23 protein-coding genes and 3 pseudogenes are annotated in these 25,966 nt (G+C 61.4%); 18 read left to right on the top strand and 8 right to left on the bottom strand.

The window, feature by feature from the left end:
• Positions 1-26 precede the first annotated feature (26 nt).
• Genes IY145_RS01285 through IY145_RS01270 form a run of 4 tightly spaced genes read right to left on the bottom strand, consistent with a single transcriptional unit; the run spans position 27 to position 4,126 of the window.
• The gene (locus IY145_RS01285; RefSeq protein WP_246721664.1) at positions 27-2,144 is read right to left on the bottom strand and encodes an ATP-dependent helicase; all 2,118 of its coding nucleotides are present in this window, start codon (positions 2,142-2,144) and stop codon (positions 27-29) included.
• Positions 2,128-2,751 (bottom strand): hypothetical protein, encoded by a 624-nt coding sequence (locus IY145_RS01280; RefSeq protein WP_196406579.1) that lies wholly within the window; start codon positions 2,749-2,751, stop codon positions 2,128-2,130. Before IY145_RS01280 ends, IY145_RS01285 begins: the two co-directional genes overlap by 17 nt.
• A complete protein-coding gene (locus IY145_RS01275) occupies positions 2,751-3,188 on the bottom strand; it encodes a hypothetical protein (protein WP_196406578.1) in 438 nt (145 codons plus the stop codon). The genes IY145_RS01280 and IY145_RS01275 overlap by 1 nt, the downstream gene beginning before the upstream one ends.
• Complete coding sequence (locus IY145_RS01270; protein WP_196406577.1) at positions 3,185-4,126, bottom strand: DUF3991 and TOPRIM domain-containing protein; 942 nt, start codon at positions 4,124-4,126, stop codon at positions 3,185-3,187. Before IY145_RS01270 ends, IY145_RS01275 begins: the two co-directional genes overlap by 4 nt.
• Before the next feature lie 252 nt (positions 4,127-4,378).
• On the opposite strand from IY145_RS01270, the gene IY145_RS01265 reads away from it, so the two are divergent.
• The 3 genes and pseudogenes from IY145_RS01265 to IY145_RS01255 all read left to right on the top strand — a co-directional run bounded on the left by IY145_RS01265 (position 4,379) and on the right by IY145_RS01255 (position 6,037).
• A complete protein-coding gene (locus tag IY145_RS01265; RefSeq protein WP_196406576.1) occupies positions 4,379-4,735 on the top strand; it encodes a WGR domain-containing protein in 357 nt (118 codons plus the stop codon).
• Positions 4,725-5,066 (top strand): annotated as a pseudogene (locus IY145_RS01260) (ATP-dependent RecD-like DNA helicase); the annotation flags it as partial. The gene IY145_RS01265 and the pseudogene IY145_RS01260, both read left to right, overlap by 11 nt.
• A 104-nt stretch (positions 5,067-5,170) precedes the next feature.
• Positions 5,171-6,037 carry a TonB-dependent receptor gene (locus IY145_RS01255; protein ID WP_196406575.1) on the top strand — a complete coding sequence of 289 codons (867 nt, stop codon included), beginning with the start codon at positions 5,171-5,173 and terminating at the stop codon, positions 6,035-6,037.
• A gap of 139 nt (positions 6,038-6,176) precedes the next feature.
• Here the strand turns inward: IY145_RS01255 and IY145_RS25475 are convergent, their stop codons facing one another.
• Positions 6,177-7,661, bottom strand: coding sequence for a TonB-dependent receptor (locus tag IY145_RS25475; RefSeq protein ID WP_312030530.1), 1,485 nt, complete (start codon positions 7,659-7,661; stop codon positions 6,177-6,179).
• A 66-nt stretch (positions 7,662-7,727) separates the two neighbouring features.
• Positions 7,728-8,630, bottom strand: coding sequence for a TonB-dependent receptor plug domain-containing protein (locus tag IY145_RS25470; RefSeq protein ID WP_246721660.1), 903 nt, complete (start codon positions 8,628-8,630; stop codon positions 7,728-7,730).
• 618 nt (positions 8,631-9,248) lie between these two features.
• Here IY145_RS25470 and IY145_RS01245 point away from each other — a divergent pair.
• The 3 genes from IY145_RS01245 to IY145_RS01235 all read left to right on the top strand — a co-directional run bounded on the left by IY145_RS01245 (position 9,249) and on the right by IY145_RS01235 (position 14,064).
• On the top strand, positions 9,249-9,794 hold the full coding sequence (locus IY145_RS01245; protein ID WP_196406574.1) for a transposase: 546 nt from the start codon (positions 9,249-9,251) through the stop codon (positions 9,792-9,794).
• A gap of 987 nt (positions 9,795-10,781) precedes the next feature.
• On the top strand, positions 10,782-13,244 hold the full coding sequence (locus tag IY145_RS01240; RefSeq protein WP_196406573.1) for a TonB-dependent receptor: 2,463 nt from the start codon (positions 10,782-10,784) through the stop codon (positions 13,242-13,244).
• Positions 13,245-13,329: 85 nt separating this feature from the next.
• A complete protein-coding gene (locus IY145_RS01235; protein ID WP_196406572.1) occupies positions 13,330-14,064 on the top strand; it encodes an outer membrane protein in 735 nt (244 codons plus the stop codon).
• A 260-nt stretch (positions 14,065-14,324) separates the two neighbouring features.
• Here IY145_RS01235 and IY145_RS25215 read toward each other — a convergent pair.
• Positions 14,325-14,555 (bottom strand): annotated as a pseudogene (locus tag IY145_RS25215) (ATP-binding protein); the annotation flags it as partial.
• Between the two features lie 183 nt (positions 14,556-14,738).
• Between IY145_RS25215 and IY145_RS26455 the strand changes: the two are divergent.
• The 9 genes and pseudogenes from IY145_RS26455 to IY145_RS01190 form a co-directional block, all read left to right on the top strand.
• Positions 14,739-15,398, top strand: a pseudogene (locus IY145_RS26455) (ISAs1 family transposase); the annotation flags it as partial.
• A 181-nt stretch (positions 15,399-15,579) separates the two neighbouring features.
• A complete protein-coding gene (locus IY145_RS26105) occupies positions 15,580-15,885 on the top strand; it encodes an ISAs1 family transposase (RefSeq protein WP_312030539.1) in 306 nt (101 codons plus the stop codon).
• A 329-nt stretch (positions 15,886-16,214) separates the two neighbouring features.
• Complete coding sequence (locus tag IY145_RS01220) at positions 16,215-16,577, top strand: carboxymuconolactone decarboxylase family protein (RefSeq protein ID WP_196406570.1); 363 nt, start codon at positions 16,215-16,217, stop codon at positions 16,575-16,577.
• 214 nt (positions 16,578-16,791) lie between these two features.
• Positions 16,792-17,655, top strand: a complete 864-nt coding sequence (locus IY145_RS01215) for a DUF547 domain-containing protein (protein ID WP_196406569.1) — start codon at positions 16,792-16,794, stop codon at positions 17,653-17,655.
• 61 nt (positions 17,656-17,716) lie between these two features.
• Complete coding sequence (locus IY145_RS01210; protein ID WP_196406568.1) at positions 17,717-18,391, top strand: DUF3047 domain-containing protein; 675 nt, start codon at positions 17,717-17,719, stop codon at positions 18,389-18,391.
• A gap of 241 nt (positions 18,392-18,632) precedes the next feature.
• Positions 18,633-19,214, top strand: coding sequence for a sigma-70 family RNA polymerase sigma factor (locus IY145_RS01205; RefSeq protein ID WP_246721659.1), 582 nt, complete (start codon positions 18,633-18,635; stop codon positions 19,212-19,214).
• A 4-nt stretch (positions 19,215-19,218) separates the two neighbouring features.
• Positions 19,219-19,905 (top strand): NrsF family protein, encoded by a 687-nt coding sequence (locus tag IY145_RS01200; RefSeq protein ID WP_196406567.1) that lies wholly within the window; start codon positions 19,219-19,221, stop codon positions 19,903-19,905.
• A gap of 125 nt (positions 19,906-20,030) precedes the next feature.
• The gene (locus IY145_RS01195; protein ID WP_196406566.1) at positions 20,031-21,080 is read left to right on the top strand and encodes a methyltransferase domain-containing protein; all 1,050 of its coding nucleotides are present in this window, start codon (positions 20,031-20,033) and stop codon (positions 21,078-21,080) included.
• Positions 21,071-21,928, top strand: coding sequence for a phosphate ABC transporter substrate-binding protein (locus tag IY145_RS01190; RefSeq protein WP_312030529.1), 858 nt, complete (start codon positions 21,071-21,073; stop codon positions 21,926-21,928). The genes IY145_RS01195 and IY145_RS01190 overlap by 10 nt, the downstream gene beginning before the upstream one ends.
• On the opposite strand, the gene IY145_RS01185 is transcribed toward IY145_RS01190, so the two are convergent.
• Positions 21,892-23,024 (bottom strand): IS3 family transposase gene (locus IY145_RS01185; RefSeq protein WP_196406564.1). Its coding sequence is split into 2 segments (ribosomal slippage): positions 21,892-22,769 and positions 22,769-23,024, totalling 1,134 coding nucleotides; the frame shifts between segments, so codons are not numbered across the junction. The two genes, IY145_RS01190 and IY145_RS01185, sit on opposite strands and share 37 nt — an antisense overlap.
• A gap of 270 nt (positions 23,025-23,294) precedes the next feature.
• Between IY145_RS01185 and pstC the strand changes: the two genes are divergently transcribed.
• From pstC to IY145_RS01170, 3 genes are read left to right on the top strand one after another with little or no spacing between them, the layout of a single operon-like run.
• Entirely contained in the window at positions 23,295-24,173 is an 879-nt protein-coding gene (gene pstC / locus IY145_RS01180; protein WP_196406563.1) for a phosphate ABC transporter permease subunit PstC, read from the top strand.
• The gene (pstA, locus tag IY145_RS01175; protein WP_196406562.1) at positions 24,166-25,038 is read left to right on the top strand and encodes a phosphate ABC transporter permease PstA; all 873 of its coding nucleotides are present in this window, start codon (positions 24,166-24,168) and stop codon (positions 25,036-25,038) included. The genes pstC and pstA overlap by 8 nt, the downstream gene beginning before the upstream one ends.
• Positions 25,035-25,916, top strand: a complete 882-nt coding sequence (locus IY145_RS01170; RefSeq protein WP_196406561.1) for a phosphate ABC transporter ATP-binding protein — start codon at positions 25,035-25,037, stop codon at positions 25,914-25,916. Before pstA ends, IY145_RS01170 begins: the two co-directional genes overlap by 4 nt.
• Positions 25,917-25,966: the final 50 nt, after the last annotated feature.

Genomic DNA, 25,966 nt, shown 5'->3' with positions numbered 1-25,966 from the left:
TTCTCGTTCCTTCTTGCGGCCTCTGCTCAAGGCCGCCGCAAATGGCTCGGGAGCTTCCGCCAATCGACGGGCTGGCGTGACGCCCCACGGCGCCGCTCTGCATGGCGCAGGCGTCCTCTGACGCTGTGCTCGTCGGGAATATCGTCGACGAAAAGCGACGGCGCTCCGAAGCCGCGCCGGAAAGCGCAGTAGGAAATGCTGACGCGGCGCATTCCGCGCGTCAGCGCGACATAGGCCAGCCGACGCTCCTCATCGGCGTCGCCGTAATCCGACGGAAATACGCCCGCCTCCCAGGCAGGAAGAAAAACATGCGGGAACTCGAGGCCCTTCGCCTTGTGCAGCGTCATCAGGCGCACGCGGTCGGTTTCGTCTTCGCCGGGGCGGCTGGTGGCGAGCGCCGCATGATCGAGGAGCTCACGCGCCGTGTGGAACTCGCCGGCGAGCGCGATCAGCTCCTGCAGGTTTTGGAGGCGATCCTCCGAGCTCTCGGCCTTGCTGCCTCGCAGCATGGCGCGATAGCCGCTGGCGTCGAGAAGCAGCGAGATCTGATCGGCGAGCGTGTGCGAGCGGTCCTCGCCGATGCGGCGCAGCTGGTCGGCGAACAGCAATCCGGCGGAGCGGCATTTGGCCGGCAGCTCGGCGGTGTCCAGGGCGCGCAGCAGCGAGACATTGCGGAAGGAGGCCTCCGTCTCGACCGCTTGCATGGCCTTGGCGCCGAAGCCGCGGCGGGGCTCATTGATGACCCGTCGGAAGGCCTCGTCCGATTGACGATCGTCGGGCGTCGCCGCGAGACGCAGAAGCGCGAGCGCGTCCTTGACCTCGGCGCGCTGATAGAAGCCGACGTCGCCGACGATCACATGCGGAATACGGGCGCGCATCAAGGCCTCTTCGAAGCCGCGCGACAGGAAGGAGCTGCGATAGAGAATGGCGATCTCCTGCCACCCCGTTCCCTCGGCATGACGGGCGAGCATTTCCTCGACGACGCCGGCGGCCTCGGCCTGGGCGTCGCGGTAGGCGACGAGCTCGATCTTGTCGCCCTGCTCCTTTCGCGTGTAGAGTGTCTTGCCGAGACGTTTCATGTCGCGAGCGATAACCGCATTGGCGGCGGCGAGTATGTGCCAAGTGGAGCGGAAATTTTCTTCGAGCCGAACCTGCACAGCGCTCTGGTAGTCTTTGTGAAAGCGACGTATATACTCGATGTCAGAGCCTCGCCAGCCGTAAATGGCCTGATCATCGTCGCCGACGCAGAATACGCGTTCATGCTCCGCCGCAAAAGACTTCAGCCAACTGTATTGAGCGAAATTGACGTCCTGATATTCGTCCGCGGCGAGCCAATCGAAGCGCGACGCCCAGCGCGCGCGGTAGGCGTCGTCCTTGCGCATGGCGAGGGTCGGCCACAGTAGCAAGTCGCCGAAATCCGCCGCGTTCGCCTCGCGCAGGGCGCGCTGATAATCGGCGTAGACGCGCGCGGCGGTGCGCAGCGCATGGGGATCGACCGGCTCGCGGGAACGATCGCTTTTGGTGATCTTGGCTTCGACCCAGGCGGCGGCGCCGGCCGGCGTGATCAGATTGTCTTTGAACTTCGCGATGCGGTTGCACATGATTTTCAACGGATCGCGTGCATTGGCGTCGCCGCTCTCCTCGCCATCGAGGCCTTGCGCCTTCATGACGCGCTTGACGAAGCGGCGGCTGTCCTCGGCGTCGACGATGTCGAAATTCGGCCGAAGTTCCGCGATCTCCGGCGCGTCACGGAGCTGACGGGCGGCGAGCCCGTGATAGGTGCCGAGCCAGGAGGGAGCCGCGTGGCCGTCGAGCGCGGCGCGGATGCGCGACGCCATTTCGGCGGCGGCCTTGTTGGTGAAGGTGACGGCGAGGATGCGCGAGGCCGGAATGCGGTCGACGGCGATGCGATGCACGACCGCGGCGGTGAGCGTCGAGGTTTTTCCGGTTCCTGCTCCCGCGAGGACGAGGATCGGTCCGAAATGCACGGCGGCCTGCGCTTGGGCGGGCGTGAGCGACGCCGCCATCCTGTCGAAAGCATCGGCGGATGGGCTATGCTCCGCCGGCGGCTCGTAGAAGCAAGGCTCAAAACGGTCCCACTCCTCCATGCCGGCGAGCGGGTCGATGTCAGAGTATCTCGACATGGCAATTGGCTCCGTTGCAGCGGATAAGCTCTCCGCGGGAATCGTCGATGGTCGTGAAAACCGTGAAAAAGTCGTCGAAGTAGACGGCGCCCGTGTCGTTGCGTTCGCCGTCAACGACGACGCCCTCGACGGTTTGCGAGCCGTCGCCGGCTTCGACCTGAACGAGCGTGTCCAGGCGCCGTTCGCCGGTCGGGATGTGTCGGCAACGACGGCGCGTCGCCTCGGGCAGCTTGTTCAGATGCCGCCGGTCCATGTCGACCGTCTGCGCCTTTACGGGCCGCCAAAATAAGCCCGTAGGATCCGAGCCATCGGGCTGGATGGTGCCCTGATATCGGGCAATCAGAAATCGTCGCAACGCCGCCGGTACGGCGTCGGGGTTTGCGGGAATGCCGCGCTCGGCGATCAGTAGCCAGTCGTAGAAGCGGCCGATGCTCTCTGTGAGTTTCAACTGCTGCGATGGGCTGTAGCCTTGGCCGGCGATGTGGCGGACCAGCGCCACCTGTTCCTGCATGACCACGCCGCCGTCAGGGCCGTCGACGAACAGCAGCGGCAATGTACCATCGCGGGTGGCCACAATGGCGATGACGTGGGCACGGTCGCCACGCATCAGAACGGCTCCGGGGCGGCCGGGTGGGACACGTGCGTGCACGCGCCGCTCTGAGGTTCGCCTGAGCACGCTGGCACAGTATCCAAATGCAATGGGTGGATAACGCTATTGCAGGCGAAGGCCGGCAAGCCCGCACAAGCCCAAAACGAATAAATGAGTATGTGTTCGGATAGGGTGGATAACTCGGTCGCATCGTGCAATAGCTCGCGCAGAGACTCACGGGGGGTGAGCTTTCCTTTGCGTTCGCGCAAAGCCAGAACGGCGAGGCTATGCTGGGCGACGCTGAGCGGCAGGTCCCATGCCGAATGTCCTCCCCAGCGATAGGCGCGCGACAGGCCGATCGCGAGATCCTCGTCGGTCCAGGCGTCCGGCTTCGGATCGAGCAGGTCGAGCCGACCGCCCGATTTGAGCAACATCCAGGCGCGATGTGATGTCATGGTTTCGTCCTTTCTCGTTGGTCGAGCATGTCGTTCCAGTCGCTGTCCTCGACGGGAGGCCGTAATCGCTCGAAGGCGACGCCGGCGGCTGCGGCGATCAGCTGGTGGCGGGCCGCGTAGCGGTCGCCGGCGGGATTGGCGTCGGCCGCGCTGCAAAAGCGCGAGCCCGGGATGGGCGCGAGGCGCGCGACGATCGCCTCGATCTCGGAGATCGTTTTCGGACCCATGCCGCCGCCGGTCGCCGCATACAGCGTGTCGGCGCGAATGTTCTCCAAGGCGGCGAAGCTGAGCGCGTCGATCGGCGCCTCGGCGAGGGCGAAGCGCGTCGGCGGCCCTGAACCGCCGGGCAAGCGGAACAGGATCTTGTCGCCGCCTCGCACCGATCCTTTGAAGTCTGGTCCGCGGATTTCGATATGGGTGACATTCCGTCGATCGTCGTGATGCGCGAACCAGGCGCTTCCGTATGGCCCTTCTCTCACCACGTCGGCGGCGCAAGCCGTCTCCAGGACGCTCGGGGGAAGCCGACGCTCTTCGGTGAGGTATCGCCAGACCGGCGAGCCGCGCCGAAGCCGGGGGCGACGCGCCCATCTGATCGGGAGCGGGACATCGGGAGAGCGTCCCCTTCGGATGTCGGCGGCCGGACAACTCGGCTGTATCCCGGTGAACCGGCGCAGCATCTTGCGGACCTCGCCGAAATTCAGGCCGGGCTCGAGATGCTGCACGAGATCGAAGACGTCGCCCTTCGCGTCGCTCTGCGGATCCCACCAGCCGCGGCCCTCGTGATTGACGATCAGGATTTCTCCCCGCCCACGCCGATATTTGAGGCAATGCTTCGTGCTCTCTCGGCGATCGAGCCGCCACGGCGGCGTCGAGCGCTCCAGCAGCGCGGCGCAATTGGTCTCGGCCCGCAGCTGTTCGATTTCCGGGTCATGGCTCATGGCGTTCCGTCCCTTTCTCGGGTCGGGCGGAGCGGAGAGGTCGATTTCCCCTTCTCCTTTCCCAAAACGCCGTTGGCCGACCGCGAGACGGCCGGGCTGCAAGGGCGCGCGGAACGCGCGGGAGCAAAGCGACGCACCCTTGTCGGCGCGGCCGGCGCTAGCGGTAGCCATGCTTCCTCTCCCTTTGCTCCAGATTCCCATTCGTGATTCACTTGTGTGCGAATGCGAAGCGGGCGGGCGTGGAGGGCCGGCATGGCGGCGATGGACGAGATCGCGATTCTGTTGCAGGGCCGCAATGCGGAGGCGAACCGCCACCGGGCCTGGCGCGTCGAGGCGGGGCGCGATCTGTTCGGAAAATGGATGGTGCGCGTATCTTTCGGCCGGATCGGCTGCCGGGGGCGGACATTCGCGCGAGAATTCGCGTCGGAGGACGAGGCGTGCGCTTATGTGCGCGACGGCCTGCGCCGCCGGAAAGGCGCCATTCGCCGCTGCGGGGTCGAATATCGCGTCATCGACGCGTCGCCGGCGGCGCTGCCTCTTCTGGCGACGCTCAAAATATCGAGCGCCCCGAAGATATTCGAAGCGGCAGGGCCTCGCCTTGAAGCCTGAACGGCCCTCGGACGCCGCCGCTTCGCGGGAAACGCTCGTCGGCTCGGTCGAACGCGTGACGTTCCACAATGAGGAGAATGGGTTCGCCGTCCTGAAGGTCAAAGCGCGCGGCAAGCGCGACCTCGTGCCGGTCGTCGGCCACGCCGCTTCGATCTCCGCCGGCGAATATATTCACACTGTCGGCGTTTGGATCACCGATCGCACTCATGGTCTTCAATTCAAAGCGGATTTTCTGAAGACCACGCCTCCGACGACGGCGGAAGGCATCGAAAAATATCTGGGCTCCGGCATGGTCCGCGGCATCGGCCCCAAGCTCGCCGCGAGAATTGTTGGCCTGCCCCTGATAAATTCCTCCAGCCTCGATTAGAGGCCGGCAAGGTGACGCTCAAGGTGCTCACCGGCATTTTCAATCCGCAATACAAGGTGAATTAGAATGTGACCGTCTACGGTCTCGTCGGGCGCGGCGAGAAGGCGGGCGCGGTCAACACCGGCGCGCGGGCCATTTTCGTCGGCAACGCGTTCCAGAAATTCCAGCCGGTGATCACCAAGCCCGAGACCTCCTGGGACTACGAGATCGGAATCAAGACGAACTGGTTCGACGAGACCCTAATCCTCAACGCGAATCTCTACTGGAACGACCTCTACAACTTCCAGACCAATTTCGTGGACACGTCGGTCGTCGACGCCGCTGGCGTGCCGACGCGCCAGACATATCTCGGCACCGCCAAGCATGCTCGTCTGCGCGGGTTCGAGTTCGACGGCCGTTGGAACGCCTTCGAGGGCTTCTGGTTGAATTTCGCCGGCGCGATCACCGATCCGCGCTGGATCGACTTCGACGAAGCGCCGCTCGACGCCGCTTGGACCTGGAGCGGAGGAACCGTGAAGGCCCCGCTCCAGGTCTCGAGATCGCACTCGCGATTCAACACGGTGCCGACCTTCGCCTTCAATATTGGCTTCGACTATGAGCGTCCGCTTGGCGCGATATTCGACGGCCTCGGCGATTGGGCGAATCGTCCCGTCACCGGATTCGTCTACGCGAACGTCGCCTGGCAGGACAAGCAGGAACTGACCGATCCGACGGCGGTCATCCATTATTGGCAGGACGCCTACGCATTGACCAATCTCGGCTTCGGCATCCGTACCGACGACGATCGCTACAGCCTGAACGTCTGGGCCAAGAACATCGCCGACGTCCGGCCGGCGACGTCCTTCAGCCCCGGCACGGCCACCGGCCCGACGACGATCGGCTTGCCGGACACGGTCCGCGCCATCGGCGGGACGCTGCGCGTGAAATTCTTCTGAGCGGAGTCGCCGCAGATGCGCTGCGAAGTTCCGTTGAAAAGTTCAGCGTAAGCTTTGTGCCCATATTTTGTCGCCGAGCAGTTCGGGGTTTTCCGGGACGCGTCCGCTGATGATCGAAACCATCGGCGACGAGCCCTGATCAGTATAGCTTCACGCGGAACGCCCCGCCGAAGGTCGCCGGCCAGCGAGTGAGGCCGACCCTCGCCGGGTTGCCGCCGGTTCCGAGATCCCAGGTGCTGAAAGGCCTCTCGTCGCCGATGTTCTTGGCCCAGAAGGTGAGGCTGTATTTGTCGTCATCCGTGCGGATGCCGGCACCGACATTCACGATCGCGTAGCTCCCCTGCCAATATTGCTGAATGGACCAGGGATTGGTCAGTTGCGTCTTGGCCTGCCAGTTGACGTTGAAATAGCCGAATGCCGTGAGCGGCTTCGAGGTCCAGTCGTCGAGGCTGCCGAAGCCGCCGAGACCTGCGAAAATGGCCCCGAGCGGATGCTCGTAGTTCGCGCCGATGTTGAATGTCCACATCGGAACGCCCGTCCAGCGCTTATTGGACAGCGACAAGGTTTTGGGCGCCTTCGGGGTTCCGGAGGTCCATTGCCAATCGGTCGGCGGGGCGGCGTCCGGATAGGAAACCCAGCGCGAGTCGGAAAAGGCCGCGTTAAAGTTGATCCACAGCCTTTCAATAGGGCTCCAGCGGCCGTCGAGCTCAATTCCGCGCATTCGGGCATGATCAGCGTTGCCGAGCGACGACACGGCGATCGGCGAGCCGAGGGCGTCGACGCGCGAGGTGTCGACCGTGTTGGTTTGGAAGTCGTAGAAGTCGTTCCAATAGAAATTCGCGTTGAACTGGAGCTTGTTGTCGAGCCAGTTCGTCTTGAATCCGAGCTCATAGTCCCAGGACACCTCGGGCCTGGTGAATTGCGGCTGCCAGGCGCTGAACACTTTCAGCCCTGTCGCAGGGTCGGTCGCATAGGTCGGATTGGCGCTCGTATTGACCGCGCCCGCTTTTTCGGCGCGGCCGACGATGGCATAGAGAAGGAGGTTGTCGTTCCATCGGTATTGCGGATTGATGGTCGCCGTCACATGGTTGAAGCGCTTCGTGCTGCCGCCGCTGTCGGAAAGGCCGTAGCCGCCCGCCGCGATGATCGCCTGGTCCTGATCGACGATCGACACGCCGGGATAATACCGGTTGAGATGGCTCACCGAGCCCTGGCGAATTTCATAGCTGTTGCGCAGGCCCAGGGTGAGCGCCAACTGCTCGTCGTAATGCCAAGTCGCCTGCCCGAAGGCGGCGAATTGAATTTCTCGCGCCTTGGTGTACCACCAATCCTGCACGCCCGGTAGCGCCCCCGGCATGTTCAGCCATTTCGCCGCGTCGGAGCCGAACGCGACGTGGTGCATCTGATTGGAGGCGTCGTCGTTGATAAAATAGAGGCCGGTCGTCCATTCGAGCTCTTGCTCCTTGGGCGAGGTCAGGCGGAACTCCTGCGACGCCTGTCCGACATAAGTATCCATGCCGTCGCGCCAGTTCTCGATTAGTTGCGTCTCTTCGAAATAACGCTGCTGGTTTCGATTGAACCCATAGGCCGAAATGGACGTAAAGATATTTTCGCCGACTGCCACGTTGAGCTCGTTCGAAACGGTGATGGTTCTCACCGGATCGACGCCCATGCGGGCGATGGACGGCTTTTAGGGATCCAAGGACAGGATCGGCTTGCCGAGCCGTTTCCAGACGTTCTGAACCCAGGTCGCGCTCGGACGCGTGCCATTGGCATAGAAGAGGGAGGTGTCGGCGTAGGGCGCGCTGTTGTAGCCGTTATATTCGTGAGAGGTGTTGAAATTGAAGATGAGCCGGTCGGTGATGTCGTCGCCGACATAGAGAAGCTGCCCGCGAACGCCCCAACGGTCGGTGTTCTTGTAGCCGGCGCCGCTCACCTGATCGCGGATCCAGCCGTCGCCCTTGTCCATGAAGAAGCTCACGCGATAGGCGAGCGTGTCGTCAAGGATCGGACCGGTGATCGAGACCTTCTCGATGACGCGGCTGTAATTGGCGAAATTGGTCTCGATCGTCGCTTGCGGCGTGAAGGACGGCAGCCTGTTATTGATGATCAGGCTGCCAACAGATGCGTTCTTTCCGCCCGCCGTCCCCTGAGGTCCATAGGCGACCTCGAAGGACCTCGCGTCGAACAAATCCATCCACTGGAAGCCCCAGTACCGCCAGAACACATTGTCGACGACATAGCCGGTCGGCGATTCCGAGCCGACGCCTCCGCCAGCGACGCCGAGCCATCGTATGGTTTGGCGCGCCGACTGCTGGGTGCCTCCGTTGTTGGCGCGATAATTCGGGATCTTCTGCTGCAATTCGTCGGCGCGGTTGATGTTCTCGCGCTCTATGGACTTCTCGTCGATGACGACGATAGAGCGCGGCTTTTTTTGCGCGTCTAGGACGGGGCGCGAGTTTTCGCCCCGATCATCGTCCTCGCCGCGGACGACGACGTCGCCGACCTGGACGGTCACCGCGCTCGAGGCCGGCGCGTCCTGGGCGCGAGACTCGCCCACATTCGTCGACAATGCGATAGCGGCCGCGGCCATATATGCGAGACTCGACGCGCTGGACATGAAATAAGACCGCGATTTGGTCGCGACGCCGGACACTGTGCGGAACATGGATGGATGACCTTTTGTATTGTATTCCGATCGATTTAGTAGGATGTAATGGGCATTTGTCAAGCCAAGGTCGAGGCAGGCAGTTCAATCGCGTGAACGGGAGGGGAGTTTCGGCGCGGGAATTGATGTCATTCTGGGAGGACTGGGATCATTGAGGTCTGTGATGTCCAAGAAGACCTCAATGATCTGACGAACGCGCTGCTCGCCTCGCCCTTAGCCGAATGCCTCACTTATTGGGTCGAGAGCCGGCGCGGCGCGAGCCCGACATAGAGGTGATCTACGCCAAGACTTCGCGCCGAACGCACGGCAAGGACGGCTCGCCGCTTCTTCTGGTCTCCGCCCCGGCTGCGCGCGCCAGCGCCTCATGCTGGGCCAGGGAGCCGCTGACAAGAAGAGCTGTGACATCATTGCCATTCCGATACTGCTCGAACGCGCTGAGTTTTCAGCCGCGCTCGTCACCATCGACGCTATGGAATGTCAACGCGAGATCGCTTAGAGACCCGTGCCCAGGGACCCGTCTACCTTGTCGCCTTGAAAGACATATTGCCGCAGCTCGCCGAGGACGTGGGCCACTACCGCGAGCGCGAGCCGGAGGGCCACGACGCTCACCAGACGACCGACGGCTATCGCGGGCGCATCGCGGCTCTCCAGGCGCTGCGCGGCGTCGCGCTGGTGGTCGCAGCCGGCGTGGTGGCCGAGATCGGCGACATGCGGCGTTTCGACAATCCCCGCCAGTTCATGGCCTTCATCGGTCTCATTCCGGGCGAGCATTCGAGTGGAAGCAAGCGGAAATTGACCGGCATCACAAAAGCCGGCAGCGTCGTCGCGCGGCGACTGATCGTCGAATCCTCTTGGGCCTATCGCCTGCCGGCGAAGGTCGGTCAAGCGATGATGCTGCGACACCAATCGATCGCGGTGTCGATCCGTGGAATCGCATGGAAGGCACAGGTCCGCTTGTGCTGGCGATATCCTCGTATGCTGGCGCGCGGCAAGAAGGCGCCGATCGTGATCACCGCCGTCGCGCGCGAGCTCGTCGGCTTCATGTGGGCGATCGCGCGACAGGTCAAACCGAAGACCATCGGCGCGTAACGCGCGACGACATCGAGGCAGCGGCCAGGGCGTCGGCGCCCGTCAAGGGATCCTCCGCCAAAATTAGGAGCGGCACGACCGATCTCCGCGGGTCAGACCGAGGCTCCCCTACGACGAAAGCTCCGTATGCGGTATCCAGCCCGCGAATGAGAAACGGCTCAACCGTCGAAATCACGCCGGCGTCCTGACCTCTGCCTCGCCGAACATGCTCGCCCTCGCCTCATAGGAGAGGGGGTGGATAGCGCACGCAGATTGCTCTTGAAAAAGGTCATAAGGATTTTGTAGGGCGAGCTTCAGCGGTTCGGCCCGCCGCCGCGAAAAGCCAGGGCGCCGACCGCTCGGTTGGAAGATCCTGCCGCCTCCGAAAATCTCTCCCGCGCCTGCTCCCCACGGCCTCTCTCCGGCCTGTTCGGCCCGCGCCCCGATCTGCTCCGCCGCCAGCCGGAGTTGTTTCAGGATCTGGACGGCCTGTCAGATCCGCCGCATGACGTTCTCGGCATTCTCCGCCTGCCCCGCCAACCCTTTGTCGAGCGCGGCTTGCGCCTGTTTGGTGTGCATGAGCCGCCCACCGATTTCCGTCATGATCGTGCCGTCGCTGGGCTCCGTCGCTATTCATCGAACTCCTCGAGCAATTCGCCACTCTCGAAAATCACGGCCCCGGGCATGTCCAAGTCCCCTTGCCGTTCGGCGATATAAGCCAGCACCGGGTTCCGGAAGTTTGTTCTCGATGATCGCCGCTTTGATCGTTCTGTCCCAGCCGATGGGATGCCCGGCAGGCATGTCGTCCCCTCCAAGGCACGGACATTTTTTGCGAATTACAAATGTGTGGCATTTTTGCAACAGCATTCGCGAAAATATCCTAAGCGCAGGTGAAGCCACAATTGCAACTCGAACGTAGCTTGACATATTACGTATAAACCCGATCTACTTAATAGTCTTAATGGGGTGGCTAGAGCGGCCTCGAATAGCAAATAGAGGAGTTTGGCGATGAGCAGCCTGGCCAAAGCGTTTCGCGGCCACCTATTCGCGAATACGGCGCTCGCCGGTGTGGCCCTCGCGAGCGGCGTCTCCATCGCGCCCGCAGCGCTTGCTCAATCGGCTCCTCCGCAGGAAGCACAAGCCGCAGCGGCGTCGACGAAGGTCGATGATGTCACCGTCACCTCGCGCCTTCGCGAAGAAAAGGCGCAAGACGTGCCGCAGCCGGTCGCGGTGGTCGGAGGAAAGACAGCCGATCGCGAGCATATCGAGCGCTTGCAGGAATTCGCGCAGAAGGTTCCCAATTTCAACTTTTTCGTCGGCAACCCCCGCGGATCGGGCGTCAATATCCGCGGCACCTCGGGCGCCTTCAACAGCGCCGACGGTGCAGAGAGCGCCGTTGGATTCATCGTCGACAATGTGTTCTACACGCACACGGGCTTCCAATGGGCCGACTACGTCGATCTCCAATCCCTGGAAATCGCCCGCGGGCCGCAAGGCACTCTTCTCGGAAAGAATACGACCGCCGGTGCCGTGGTCATCCACACGCAATTGCCCGCTTTCGCGCGTTCGGCGACACTCGAGACGTCCTACGGAAATCGCAATCGCGTGACGGAAAAGCTGAATGTCACGGGCCCAATCATCGACGACCAGCTCGCATATCGCGCCACGTTCTTCCTGGATAAGAGCGATGGATTCATTCACGATAAGGTGACGGGCGCCGGACTGCTGAACAATGATCGCTGGGGCGTGCGCGGCCAGTTGTTATATGTAGGTGACAATTTTACCGACCGTCTCATTTTCGAGCGTCTACGTTCGGATGAATACAACAACTATAATGCGTTGTGGGGAGATTCGATCCCTTTCTTCGCCAATGGGACGACCGCGCGACGTTTTTCGCAAAACGTCGCGAGCCGCCTCGGCAAGCCGATCCTCAGTCTCGATCCTTACAATCCCTATTTGACGCGTCTCGGGCATCTGGACCAGCGCACGCATGGACTCTCGAACGAAATCAACTATCAGATCGGCGAGAATACGCTCACGGCAATCACCGCCTGGCGCGACTTCGTCTTGCATCCGCGCAATTCGCTCGGCCCGAATTTCGGCAATGAGCTCGAAATTCAATCGGTGGCGTTCGACACTTATGTCGCGCAATTTTCTCAGGAGATTCGCCTCGCCTCTCCCAAGGAGCAGGAGCTGGAATGGCAGATCGGCTTCTATGGCCTGCGCGAGCACATCTGGTCCTACCGCCACGACGACTATGGCAGCGACGCGTCGCAATGGTTCTCCAACAACATCAACACGAACAGCGCCTTATTGAACGGCGTCACCGTGCATCAGGACGGCAAGGCCAAAACGACGAGCTTCGCGCTCTTTGGACAAGCGACCTGGCATATCGACCAGCAATGGGCGTTGACCGCGGGGCTGCGAGACACTTACGAAATCAAGAACGGCTCGGATTTCGGCTGGATCAGCGGCTTCAACTCTGCATTCTCGCTTCAACAGACCTTCAACGCGGTGGCGCAATCGAGAGGCGGCGTTACAGGCTTCGACACCGGCGGCGTGAGAAAATTCAACAACTCGCTCTCGGGCCTGATCAATCCGTCGTATCGATATAATGAGAACGTCCTGGTCTACGGCTCCGTTGCCCGTGGCGAGAAGTCGGGGGCCGTGAACACCAACGCCATCCCGATTCTCGACAGCGCTCGGAACTTCAAGGAGTTCCAGCCCGTTATCATTAAGCCGGAAGTGACATGGGATTACGAACTCGGCGCCAAGACCAATTGGCTCGACGGCAAACTCATCGTGAACGCCAATCTCTATTGGCAGGACACATACAACTTCCAAACGCCTCTCGTGAACACGGACTTCACGGATGTCACAGGCGTGCCGATCTCCAATACCTTTCTCGGCAATATCGGACATGTCCGCTTCCGCGGCGTGGAATTCGACGGCCGCTGGAGTCCGATCGACCGGTTGTGGCTGACTTTCTCCGGAGCCTTGACCGAAGTGCGCTACGTCGACTTCGAAAAAGGGCCAAAATCCGCCGATTGGGGTTTCGCGGGATCGCCGGGGTCCGTGAATCTGACTGGAACCAAGGCGACCGGCATCTCGCCGCTCTCCTTCAACGTCGGCGTCAATTACGAACATCCGCTGGGAGCGATATTCCATGACTTCGGATTCGGCCGATCGGTTTCCGCCTACACCTATCTGAACGCCTCCTGGAAAGACACGACGGTATTCTCGAATCCGTGGTCGATCTACAAGCTCGAGCAACGCCCCTACACGCTCGTCAACGTCGGCTTCGGCATCAAGACCGACGACGACGACTACAATCTGTTTTTCTGGGCCAAGAACATCCTCGATGAACGCTGGCTGACCAACCAATCGATCAGCGCAGGCGGCGGTCCGAACACTCAAACCTATGGGGATCCGCGTTGGTTCGGCGGCACTTTGAGGGTCAAGCTATACTGACTTTTGTTCGACCGAAGCGCGAAACCGAATCGCCTTCCAACGATCGAAATCGATACGCATCTAGCATCGAGGAGAGTAAAATCAGATGAAAATCATACGCGCTTCGGTCTATCTGTCCGGCGCATTGGTGTCGAGCGCCGCAGTCGCGGCGGACCTGCCGTCCGCGAAGGGGCCGCCGATCGCTCCTCCTCCCGCGGCGTTCAGCTGGCAGGGAGGTTACGTCGGCGTCTACGCGGGCGCTCTGCTCGGCGACGGGTCTTTCACCTTCTTACGACAGGCGCCCCAGCGCGGCGCCGCCTTGGTCGGCGGCGGCGCCATCGGTTACAACTTGCAATGGACACCGACCGTCGTTCTAGGCGTCGAAGCCGACTTCGGCTATCGCGGGCCAATTCAATCGGAGGCCGTGTCCAGGACGTATCCGGGCGCCACCGACGCGGGCATCCTCGGCACGTTCCGCGCGCGAGCGGGGTACGCCTTCACGCCCCGTTGGCTCGTCTACGGAACGGCTGGCCTCGCGTATGGAACTGATTTCGCGCCCCGATCCTTCACAGCCAGCCTGCCTCTCACATTCGGTCGGGGAAGCACGGGCACGACCGTTCGTCCGGGATGGACGGCCGGCGGAGGTGTCGAATACGCTTGGTCCGACCGCATTTCTGTGAAGGTGGAATATCTCTATGCATGGCTTGCCGATAGCGGCGTGGGCTATTCGACGAATTTCGGCGTCGCTTCCGCCAATGTGAGCAGCGCGGGCCACATCGTCCGGGGTGGTCTCAATTATCGCTTCACGACGGGCGGGACGGGGACGTCGCTCGTGAAATAGCTTTCACCGGGTGGTCTCCGCGAACGGGATACATCTATCCATTCGATGGTTGCGTCGACGCTCATCCGGAATTTGATTTTGTGCATGAAGAGCTCTTTTTGTTTGGGCTCGCCCGCGATAGCGCGGCGCGCCTGTCAACGGCGGAGAGATTTCCGGCCGGCGGGGCGGCGCAAATTCAAGCCAGTGAGGCGGGATCGCCGACATGCAAAAGGGCCCGATCGGGCCCTTTTGCATGTCGGCGGCGAAAATTTCTCGTGGGCCTACGAAGAGAGGATTTCGCCGGTGTCGGCGTCGACGCTCGCCTCGTCGATCGGCGTGGGGGTCACGCGTCGTCGCGCCTTCGATTGTCGGAGCCGATAGCTCTCCCCATTTATTTCGAGGATGTGGACATGATGGGTGAGGCGATCGAGCAGCGCGCCGGTCACACGCTGATTGCTGAATATGCTCGTCCACTCGTCGAAGGGCAGATTGGAGGTGTCGATCGTCGAGCCCTCCGTGCCAACGAAGTTGAGACAAACACCCCCCGGGATTCCCCGTTCATTGTGCCTATGTCGGGCAGGAATTGGAAGTCCACTACCGGTGGCACCCAGGGCGATCGGGTGAAGAAGTAGGTGACAAGACGCGTCTGAGCTGAATCTGTCGGAATCCTCTGATTCGATCTTTGGGGGATTGCGATGGACGCGAGCGGACACGACTTCGAGGCTCTGGCCGAGACGACGGCTTTTCTAGTCTATTTCAAAGATATGCCGGATCGCCGGCAGGCCGGGAAGGTCGTCTATCCGCTCGACGAGATCTTGCTCTTGTGCCTGCTCGCCGTGCTGGCCGGGGCGGAGGCCTTCACCGACATCGCGCGGTTCGGCGAGAAAAAGCTCGACCTGTTGCGTCGCTTCCGGCCATTCGAAAACGGCACGCTGGCGCACGACCATCTCGGCGACATTTTCACCACGCTCGACGCGCAGGCGTTCCAGCGCTGCTTCGTCGCCTGGGTCTCGGCTTTGACTAAGACGCCAGCCGAGGTCGTCGCCACCGACGGCAAAACCTCGCGCCGCTCCTATCAGAAGAAGGGCGCGAAGGAGCCGATCCACATCGTCTCGGCTTTCGCCGCCCGGCAGCGGCTCGTCATGGGGCAGATCGCCGTAGCGGAAAAATCCAACGAGATCGTCGCCATTCCCGCGCTCTTGGACATGATGGCCATAGAAGGCGCCGTCGTCACCATCGACGCCATGGGCTGTCAGCGCGCCATCTCCAAGAAGATCAAGGACAAGAAGGCCGATTACATCATCGCGCACAGAGGCAATCAGGGAACGCTCCACGAAGACGTGAAGCTGTTCGCCGCCGAGCAGAAAGCCAATGGTTTCGTGGATTCGACGGTCAGCCGCCAGGAGACGCTCGACGGCGAGGCACGGCCGCATCGAAACGCGGCGTTATACGGCGTTCCACAAGATCGACTGGTTGAAAGAGAGACACGACTGGCCGGGGCTCGAGGGCGTCGTCATGGTCTAGAGCCGGCGCGAGATCAATGGCGAGAGCACGAAGGAAACACGATTCTACATCACGTCGCTGACGCTCGCCGCCGATCTGGTCGGCCCGATGATCCGCGATCATCGGGCGATCGAGAACAGCCTGCACTGGGTCATGGACATGGTCTTCCGCGACGACGAATGCCGCGTGCGAACGGAAAACGCCCCAGCCAACTTCACCACGCTCGAGCATATGGCCAATAATCTCATCCGCAAGGCGCCGGGAAAAGACTCCCAGCGCCTCAAGCGCATGACCGCCGCTTGGGACGACGACTTCTTCGTGAGTCTCGTCGCCGCCTGAAATCCTTCACCCGATTCCCCTGCGGTGGCACCCGTATTTCGGCGCCAAGGTCGCTGTCCGCCGTGTGGAGCAGCGAACAACCGGTCAGTTTCTTAAAGTGTTGGGGCCAGCCGGCGCTGTGGTCTCGATAGCGGGGTGGATGCTTGATCCCGCGATCTGCGCCGGGATGACTGTTGGCGCGCCGCGCGTCGATTTGGTCGCGCTTGTCGAGCTGAAGCGGCTATTATTGGGTGCGGTCAAACCCGCAAACTGCCGGAGTGATGACGCCATCATTCCGGAGGAACGGAATGCAGGCTCCCAAAACACCGGCAGTGACGCCGAGTCGGCAGTTGAGACTGTTGTTGGACGACGTCAGGCTGGACGGGCTGACGTCCGCCGAGCGCGACAAGATTATATTGGCGCTGGCTCAGATACTCATGCAGGCGGCCGGCCTCAGCGTCGAGGAGCTTGATGATGACAAGATCGACAAGGTCGACGCGCTCTCGGACTGGCGAAATAGCCCTCTATTTTCTCCAGACGAACAACTCGCTCTCGAATATGCCGGAGCGATGACATTCACCGAGCCCGGGGTGAGCGACAGCCTGCGCGCCAAATTGACGGAGCGCGACGACGTCATCATTGAATTGACCGGCCTCATCGCCTTTCAAAGTCTGTCTTCGAAATTCAATGCGGCGCTCGACGTTCCCGCGTAAGGATTCTGCACGCAGCCACCCGGTTTCGAAACACCACCGGAGGCGAGGGCTGACATGGATCGATCATTGGGCGAGCTGTAACCTTTTCCCCGCTGCCGCGAACTAGGCGACGTGGATCGTGGGCGTCCCTGTCGATGTCCGCTTCAGCCGTGGACAGGTCCTCTCGACCGGAATTCGAATACCAGCGTCGCCGCCCAAAGAGAGAGTTCGAAAAATGCGTCGCTTCGTTGGTCACGCGGCCGATCACCGCGCTTATCTTCAAGTCGTCACCCGAGCGATCTGTCTTCTTCTGCTCGCGTTCTGCACAGAGGCGAGCGCCGCGGAGCCGGCGGACCTTTTTCGTAGCGCCGCATCTGGATCGAAGCTGAGCGTCGATCATTCGATTTGGGATCGCTTGCTGTCGACTTACGTCAAACCCGGCCCGGACGGCCTCAATCGGGTGGACTACGCTGCCTTCAAGGAGGGCGGCCACGGCGCGCTGAAACAATATATCGCCCAGCTCGAAGCCGTCGATCCGGAGCGCTTGAATAGAGCCGAGCAATTCGCCTTCCTCGCCAATCTTTATAACGCGAAGACGATCGACATCGTGATCGACCACTATCCTGTAAGGTCCATCAAAGATGTTTCGCTCGGCGCCGGATTGCTTTCAACCTTCTCGAGCGGCCCGTGGAGAGCCAAAGTGGTGACGCTGAATGGCGTCGAGTTCAGCCTCGACGATATCGAGCACGGCGTGTTACGAGCGCTTTTCAAAGATCCGCGCGTACATTATTCCGTGAATTGCGCATCCGTAGGTTGCCCCAATTTGCAGTCGCGGGCCTTTGTCGGGGTCATGCTCGACGCGCAACTCGACGCCTCTGCGAGAGCCTACGTGAATCATACGCGCGCAGTCACGATCACACAAGGCAAGCTCGTCGTGTCCTCGATATATGAGTGGTTCAAAGCGGATTTCGGCGGCAATGATCAGGGAGTGCTGGCGCATCTTCGCAAATACGCCGCGCCTGAGCTGAAAGCGAAGCTCCAAGCCTTCGAGAAGATCGGCGCCCACCGCTATGACTGGAGCTTGAACGACGCGCGCTGAAACTATGCGCATCTGTGAGGATCCATCACGAAAGAGCATATCGAGGGGAGCGGAAACACGGATGCGCAACGAGACGTCCGGCGCCGCTTTGCGGCTGCTCTGTTGTCTATCAATTCTCGTTCTCGTTCCCGCCGCCAGAGCGCAAAACGTGCTCGTCGACCCTGCTGAGATGCTCGGCACAGCTAAGCGGATCGATTTTGTCGGACGTAACGATTTCAGCGTGGAGCAGACTGCGCAAGGCGCAGTCCTGCGAAGCGTTCCGCATCGATCGGCATCCGGTCTCTACAAGCCTGTGGAGATGAATGGCAGGGAACTGACGCAGATAAACTGGCGCTGGCGTGTCGACAGGCTACACGAGGCAGCTGACGTCCGTAGGCTCCAAACAGAAGACTTCGGGGCCATGGTGATGTTCGTTTTCGGCCATCCGTCGCTGATGAATCGCGATGTTCCAACTCTGGGCTATGTGTGGACGTCGACGCCGGTTAGAAACGAGACGTTCTTGCATTCCCAGCGGTACGGTGCGCTCGCCTACGTTCAGTTGCGGGGACGAGGTGATGTCGGGCGGCTGCGGGAAGAGATCCGTGACGTCGCCGCGGATTTCAGAGCCGTCTTCGGCACGGAACCCGGGGCTTTGAAATACATAGCCGTGTTCAACGACAACGATCAGACGAATGAGCCGGCATCCGCGGTATTCGGGCCGATTCTCGATCTTCGGAAGAAGGCGGGTGGGCGGTGATCCTCGCGCGAACGAAGATCTCCCGTCAGGATGGCGCTCAGGCCGTTGCAATCCTGATCGGTCGTACTGCCGCCGCTCGCAATGTTTTATCTCAGACGTCGTGGAGGCGCGATCAAGACAAGAAGGCTTTGCCTCAGGACTTTGAAATCGTGCGGCCTGCGACATTGTAGATGGGGGGCTCAATTTTGGCCGAAAATGGCGTATGAGGCGAGCTACGGCTATACCTCGGGGTTCCACTGATATGACGAGCTTTGCAAGCGATGGAATCAAGCTTGCGCGGGAGCGGCGATGGCAGGAACTCATGCGCTCCGCACAAGACGGTGACAATGCCGCCTATGCTCAGCTCCTGTCGGAATTACTACCGATGCTTCGTCGAGTGGTCGCTCACAAGTGGTCGGGGATGCTCGACGTCGAGGACGTGGTTCAAGAAATCATCATCTCGGTCCACACCGTTCGGCACACTTACGATCCCGAGCGACCCTTCATGCCCTGGCTCATGACGATTGCAACGCGCCGCAGCTTGGACGCGGCACGGCGTAGACGAGTCAGGAGCGCGATCGAAACGACGGTCGACGTGATGCCTGAAACCTTTTCGGGGGATCAAACGAAGACCGAACAGGAATCCAGTGACGATCAGGAGGCGATACTGCGAGCTATGGAGCAATTGCCGGACGGGCAACGCGAAGCGCTGGAACTGCTCAAGGTGCAAGGGTTATCGTTGCGAGAGGCGTCCGCCGTTACCGGCAAAAGCATAGCTTCGCTCAAAGTCAGCGTGCATCGTGCGCTAAGGGCCATGCGCGGGATTTTGGAACGAAGGATCTGAGCCCATGCAAACCGAGGAACTCATCCGACGTCTAGCGGAGAATGCTCCGCCCGTTCGACGACTTGCCCACCCGGCATGGCGGGCGATGGTCTGGTTCGGATTGTCGCTCGCATATGCAGCGATGGTGATCTACACTATGGGTCCACGCTCAGATATCTTCGTACGCCTCACCGAGCTTCGCTTTGTCATCGAGCTGCTGGGGGCCTTGTCGACCACGGTGATGGCCGCCGCCGCGGCCTTCTGCGCCGGATGCCCTGGCCGTCTGCTTTGGGAGCGGTTCACGCCCGGTCCGTTCCTTTTCGTCTGGCTCGCGAGCCTCGGCGACGGATGTTGGCGAGAGTGGCTCAGATCCGGCTCCGAAGGTCTGTCTGTGCGCTTCGATTTCTCGTGCTTTCCCGCTATCTTGGCGATCAGCGTCGCACCGGCGATCCTGATATTTGTCATGATCCGCCGTGGCGCGCCGATCGCTCCGATCGCTACGACCGGTCTTGCGACTCTCGCGGCCACAGCGCTTGCGGCGGCCACCCTGCAACTGATTCATCCGCAAGACGCCAGCATCACGGTGCTGATTTGGCAATTTGGCACAGTCCTAACGTTAACGGGAATAGGCGCGTTGTTTGGGCGTCGCCTCTTGCGTTGGCAGGCGCCCGATCTGCGCGCGCTCCAAACAAGGGAGCAGCCGATCCAGTAGGCGCGTCCCGTTCGAAGTCTGCTGTGGGCGATGAGGTAGCCTCAGATCGGCAATGCCGATGATCAAAAAAAAGCCGAAGGCGGGGCTCGCCTTTTGCGGCCCGCTCGATCCGAAAAGGCGAATCTATGAATATCGAAGTCGTCAAGGACTACTACGGAAATACTTTGCGCAGCTCCGATGATCTGAAGACCATGGCATGCTGCACGCCGGACAGTATGCCGGAGCGGGTGAAGGCGCTGCTGGCGAACATTCACGACGACGTTCTGGCGAAGTATTACGGTTGTGGGCTCGTCGTTCCTGAGCGACTCGAAGGCACGCGGATTCTCGACCTCGGCTGCGGAACGGGTCGTGACGTCTATGCGCTATCCCAGCTCGTCGGGCCGTCGGGTGAGGTCATCGGCGTCGACATGACGCCCGAGCAGCTTAAAACCGCCGCGATGCATATCGGATGGCATACTGAAAGATTCGGCTATGATCGCCGCAATGTCCAATTCCTTCACGGCTATATCGAGCGGCTCGACGAGCTCGGTCTGGAGCCGGGCAGCTTCGACGTCATCGTCTCGAACTGCGTCATCAATCTTTCGGTCGACAAGCCTGCCGTTTTGAAAGGAGTGTTCGACCTCTTGAAGCCGGGCGGAGAGTTCTACTTTGCGGACGTATACGCCGACCGCCGCGTGAATGAAGGGTTCCGCAACGATCCGGTCGTTTATGGAGAATGTCTCGGAGGAGCTCTCTACTGGGGGGATTTTCTGGCGCTCGCCAAAGCCGCCGGCTTCGGCGATCCGCGCCTCGTCAGCAGCAGGCCGCTAGAAATCTCCGATCCCGAAATCGAGGAAAAGATCGGCGCGGCGCGCTTCTATTCGGCGACCTATCGCCTGTTCAAGGTCGAAGGTCTGGAACCCCTGTGCGAGGATTACGGCCAGGCGGTGATCTACAGGGGCGGCATTCCAGAGACGCCGCACCGATTCTCGCTCGATAGCCATCACTTCATCGAGAGGGGTCGCCTGTTCCCCGTCTGCGGCAACAGCTGGCGTATTCTGAAGGAGAGCCGGTTCGCTCCCTATTTCGATTTCCTGGGCAATTTCTCGACGCACTTCGGTGTTTTTCCTGGCTGCGGCACAAACATTCCCTTCATAGGCTCCGCAGAGAATCGGGGAGCAACCGCATGTTGTTGACCAAACGGTTCTCCTCGAACGCCGCCCGAGAGGCGTTTTCCGCGAAGCGACGTCCGATCGTGTCTTCGCGAAAGGTCATGGCGGCGGCAGGCGTCGTCGCTGGAATTCTATCTGTTTTGCCGGATCCGCACGTTCGCGCGGCCGAAAGTAAGATCACGCTCTCCGGCTCTAGCACTGTGGCGCCTCTCGCGGCCGAGATCGGCAGGCGCTTCGAGGAAAACAATCCCGGCGTCCGGGTTGATGTGCAGTCTGGCGGATCGTCGCGAGGCGTGGCAGACGCGCGCTCCGGCCTCGCCGATATCGGCATGGCCTCGCGCGCCACCAATCCAGATGAATCCGATCTCCAATTCTTCACGATCGCCCGCGACGGGATCGGCGTCATCGTCCATAAGAGCAATTCCGTGCGATCGCTGACCGACGAGCAGATCGCCGGCATCTACGTCGGAAAGATCGCGGATTGGAGCGCAGTCGGCGGCAAACCGGGCCGGATCACCGTCGTGAACAAGGCCGAAGGCCGTTCGACGCTCGAATTGTTCCTGCAATATTTCAAACTGAAGAACAGCGACATCAAGGCCCAAGTCGTCATCGGCGACAATCAGCAAGGGATCAAGACGGTCGCCGGCAATCCCAAAGCTATCGGTTATGTGTCGATCGGCTCGGCGGAAAGAGCTGGCCCCGCTTCTCTGGACAGCTCCCCGCGGATTTTGAGTGGATCTCTGCCGAGGTTTGCTGAACGCGGGGCTTTCGCGAATTTGTCGCGGCGTCGGGAGGGCGTAGCCCGACCAGAGGCGCGACAAATTCGCGGCGACGATCATGCAGCCATCACGGCCTCTCCACAACCGAAATAAGCCTCGTCTGGCGTGCGGGCGTCAAGGCTCGAATGCGGGCGCCGCTCATTGTAAAAGGCCAGATATTTGGCGATCGACGCGCGCGCCTCGGACACGCTGTCGTAGGCGTGCAGATAGATCTCTTCATATTTGACGCTGCGCCACAGCCTCTCGACGAACACATTGTCGCGCCAGGCGCCCTTGCCGTCCATGCTGATGGCGATCTTCGCATCGAGCAGCACACTCGTGAAGTCATGGCCGGTGAACTGGCTGCCCTGGTCCGTGTTGAAAATTTCCGGTCTGCCATGCTTTGCCGGCGCCTCTTTCAACGCCTCGACGCAAAACTCCGCCTCCATCGTGATCGACACGCGATGCGCCAGCACGCGCCGGCTCGCCACGTCGACAACCGCCGCGAGATAGACGAAGCCGCGCCGCATCGGGATATAGGAGATGTCCGTCGCCCAGACATGATTGGGCCGCTCGATCTTCACGCCGCGCAGGAGATAAGGGTAGATCTTATGCCCCGGCGCCGGCTTGCTCGTGTTCGGACGCCGATAGATCGCGGCGATGCCCATGCGCTTCATCAACGTCGCCACATGTCGACGACCGACGGCGACACCTTCGCGCCGCAAAAGATCACGCAGCATCCGCGCCCCCGCGAAGGGATGATCGAGATGCAGCTCGTCAATGCGGCGCATGAGATTCAAGTCCTCGGCCGAGACCGGCCGCGTCTTGTAATAGACCGAGCTGCGGGCGACGCCGAGCGCGCGCGCCTGACGGGCGATGGGAAGTTCATGGCTGCGGTCGATCATCGTTTTACGCTCAGCAATCCCGCTTTGGTGAGCGCGCCGGACAAAAAATCATTGGTCAGCGTCAGTTCGCCGATCTTGGCGTGAAGCGCCTTCAAATCGACCGCCGCTTCCTTCGCTTCCGGTTTTTCCTGACCGAAAACGCCCGCCGCGCCTTCGAGAAGCTGGCCCTTCCAGGTCGTGATCTGGTTCGGATGAACGTCGAACTGCTGTGCGAGTTCGCTGAGCGTCTTCTCGCCCTTGATCGCGGCCAAAGCCACCTTCGCTTTAAACGCCGGGGAATGCGTCCGGCGGCTCTTCTTCGTCATCGAATGCTCCTGATTCGCAGCGAGAATCCTCGCCGCTGTCAGGCAGAAAATCCACTCAAGCTACTGTCCGAATTTCCGAGGCCGGCTCTGAATATGAAGCAGGGCTAGGCGCGCCAATCAAGCTCCTGCCGGTAGGCGGTGTCGCGGCCTCGATCCAGAACATTCGCAACGGCGCTTTCCCACTCGCAAGACCGCTCAACCTCGTGACCAAGACCAAGCCGGAGGGACTGGCCGAGCGCTTCATCGATTTTGCACGTTCGAAGTCGGTTCATGATCTCATCGAGGCGCAATTCTTTGTCCCCCTCGGCCCGTGACGCGCAACTGGCGGGCGTGTCGGCGCTCTCGGCCCTCATTTCGTCGGCGCTGTTCGTCCTGGTCGTCGCATTCGTGCTGAAAGAATCCTGGCCTGCGCTCACAGGCGTCGGTCCCGCTCGTTTTTTCCTCGACCCGGCATGGCATCCGACCGAAGGCCTGTTCGGCCTTACGCCGATGCTGGCGGCCTCGCTCGCCGCTTCCATCGGAGCTACGCTGCTCGCTGCTCCTTTGGGAATAGGCTGCGCGCTGTTTTGGCGCTACTACGCGCCGCCGGCGATCGCACGGCTCTATCGCTGGGCGGTCATTCTGCTGTCGGGCATGCCGTCGGTGGTTATGGGCTTGTGGGGATTAACCGTCGTCGTCCCGCTGATCGCACTGGTCGAACCGCCCGGCGCCAGCCTACTGGCCGCGATCCTGATCCTCACATTGATGATTGCGCCAACCGTCGCCCTGACCACCGAAGCGGCGCTCGCCGCCCTTCCCGACGCCTATTGGCGGGGCGCGCTGGCACTCGGACTGTCGCGAGAAGGCGTCATTGCGCATGTCGTTCTTCCGGCGACCCGCGCCAGCGTCGCGAGCGGCGTTCTACTCGCCGCCGCCCGCGCGCTCGGCGAAACCATGGCCGTCGTAATGGTCAGCGGCAATGTCGTGCAGACGCCATCCAGCCTGTTCGATTCGGTGAGGACGCTGACCGCCAACGTCGCGCTCGAAATGGCCTACGCCACAGGAAATCATCGAGCCTCGTTGTTCGTCTCCGGTTTGATGCTCGCGGCGTTGGCGCTAGCTTTCGCCGCTACCGCTCGTAGCCTGGTGGGAGCGCGCGGCCATGCGTGACGCAGTTGAATACGCGAAAGCAGCTCTTTGCTCGAGAGACGCCCTCATTCGAACTGTGATTTGGATCGCGGCCTCGATTCTGGCCATGGCCTTTGTCTGGCTGCTGTTCGATCTACTTCGGCAGGGCTACGGGCGCATCGATTGGTCCTTTCTCACGACCGCGCCCCGAAATGCAGGGCGCGATGGGGGCATCGCGCCGATCCTCGTCTCGACTTTCCTGATTATCGTCGTGGCGATGGTCCTCGCCGGGCCGCTCGGATTGGCGACCGCTCTGTTTCTTTCGGATTTCGCGCGCGCAGGGGGCCGGCTGGCGCGTTGGACAGGTCTCAGCCTCGATGTTCTCGCCGGAACCCCGTCGATCATATTCGGACTATTCGGCGGCGCCTTCTTCTGTGTCTTTCTGGGGCTCGGGTTCTCGATTCTCTCGGGCGGCATGACATTGGCGTGCATGGCGCTTCCTGTTTTGATCCGCACGATCGAATCCGGGCTGCGAGCGACGCCCGACGAATGGCGACTGGGGGCTGCCGCGCTCGGGGTCTCACGCGCGACGATGCTATGGCGCATTGTCATTCCGGCGGCGGCTCCCTCGCTCGCGGCCGGACTGATGCTCGGGATCGGACGGGCAATGGCGGAGACCGCGGCGCTGATGTTCACGAGCGGCTATGTCGATCGCATGCCCTCTTCCCTGTTCGACTCGGGACGCGCCCTCTCTGTCCACATTTACGATCTGACGATGAATGTCAGCGGAGGTGACCGAAACGCCTATGCTTCGGCGCTGGCGCTGATCGCGCTGCTGATCGCCTCCAACAGCGCGGCCTTATGGCTGTCGGATTTATTGTTCAGCCGAAGGATCGCTCGCTCATGACTTCGAGAATCAACGATGGCGCGGACCGCGCCGGCGGAGGCCAAGCGGTAGAGCCTGAGTGTGACGCCTATACGATGGGGCCATTGATTGCGGGGCGCCCGTGTTGCCAGCCGCAACGGCACATCGGGATCGAAAACCTCACTCTCACTTATTCCGGAGCCCCCGCCTTCGAGAATGTGAGCCTCGAGATATACCGAGGCTGTGTCACAGCGCTCATTGGACCCTCGGGTTGCGGAAAGACCAGCTTGTTGTCGTGCCTCAACCGACTGAGCGATCTCCTCCCCGGATGCAAGATTGCGGGACGAGTGACGCTAGATGGTGAGGATATTTGCGCTCCGCACATGGACGTCCAGGTCCTGCGTCGCCGCGTCGGCATGATCTTTCAAAAGCCGAATCCCTTCCCGCTGTCGATCCGACGCAATCTGGAGCTACCGCTGAAGGAGCACGGCGTCATAAACCGCTCTGAATTGGACGAACGCTTGTGGGAAGCGCTGGCGGACGTCGGCCTGTGGAACGAAGTCAAAGATCGCCTGGACCGCCCCGCTCTCACGCTTTCGGGCGGACAGCAACAGCGATTGTGTATCGCACGAGCCTTGGCATTGCGGCCCGAGGTTCTGTTGATGGACGAGCCCTGCAGCGCGCTCGATCCGCTTTCCTCTTCTGTCGTGGAGGAGCTGATTGGAAGCCTGAGAGGCCGCTACACCGTGGTGATCGTCACTCACAATCTGGCGCAGGCGCGCCGCATCGCAAATTACGCGGGATTCTTCTGGGTGAAGGACAGGGCCGGAGCGTTGATTGAATTCGACCTCTGCCATCGCATTTTCGAAGCGCCGCGCGACGCGTTGACTGCCGCCTATGTCGGTGGGCTGAGAGGGTAACGCTACGCGGAACGAGACGAAAGGCTCCGTATCGTTTAATTGTTTTAAGT

Origin of the sequence: Methylosinus sp. H3A, from assembly GCF_015709455.1 — a bacterium.
Classification (GTDB): Bacteria; Pseudomonadota; Alphaproteobacteria; order Rhizobiales; family Beijerinckiaceae; genus Methylosinus.
Note: the sequence above shows the minus strand (reverse complement) of the source record. Positions and strands in the feature narration are given on the sequence as shown.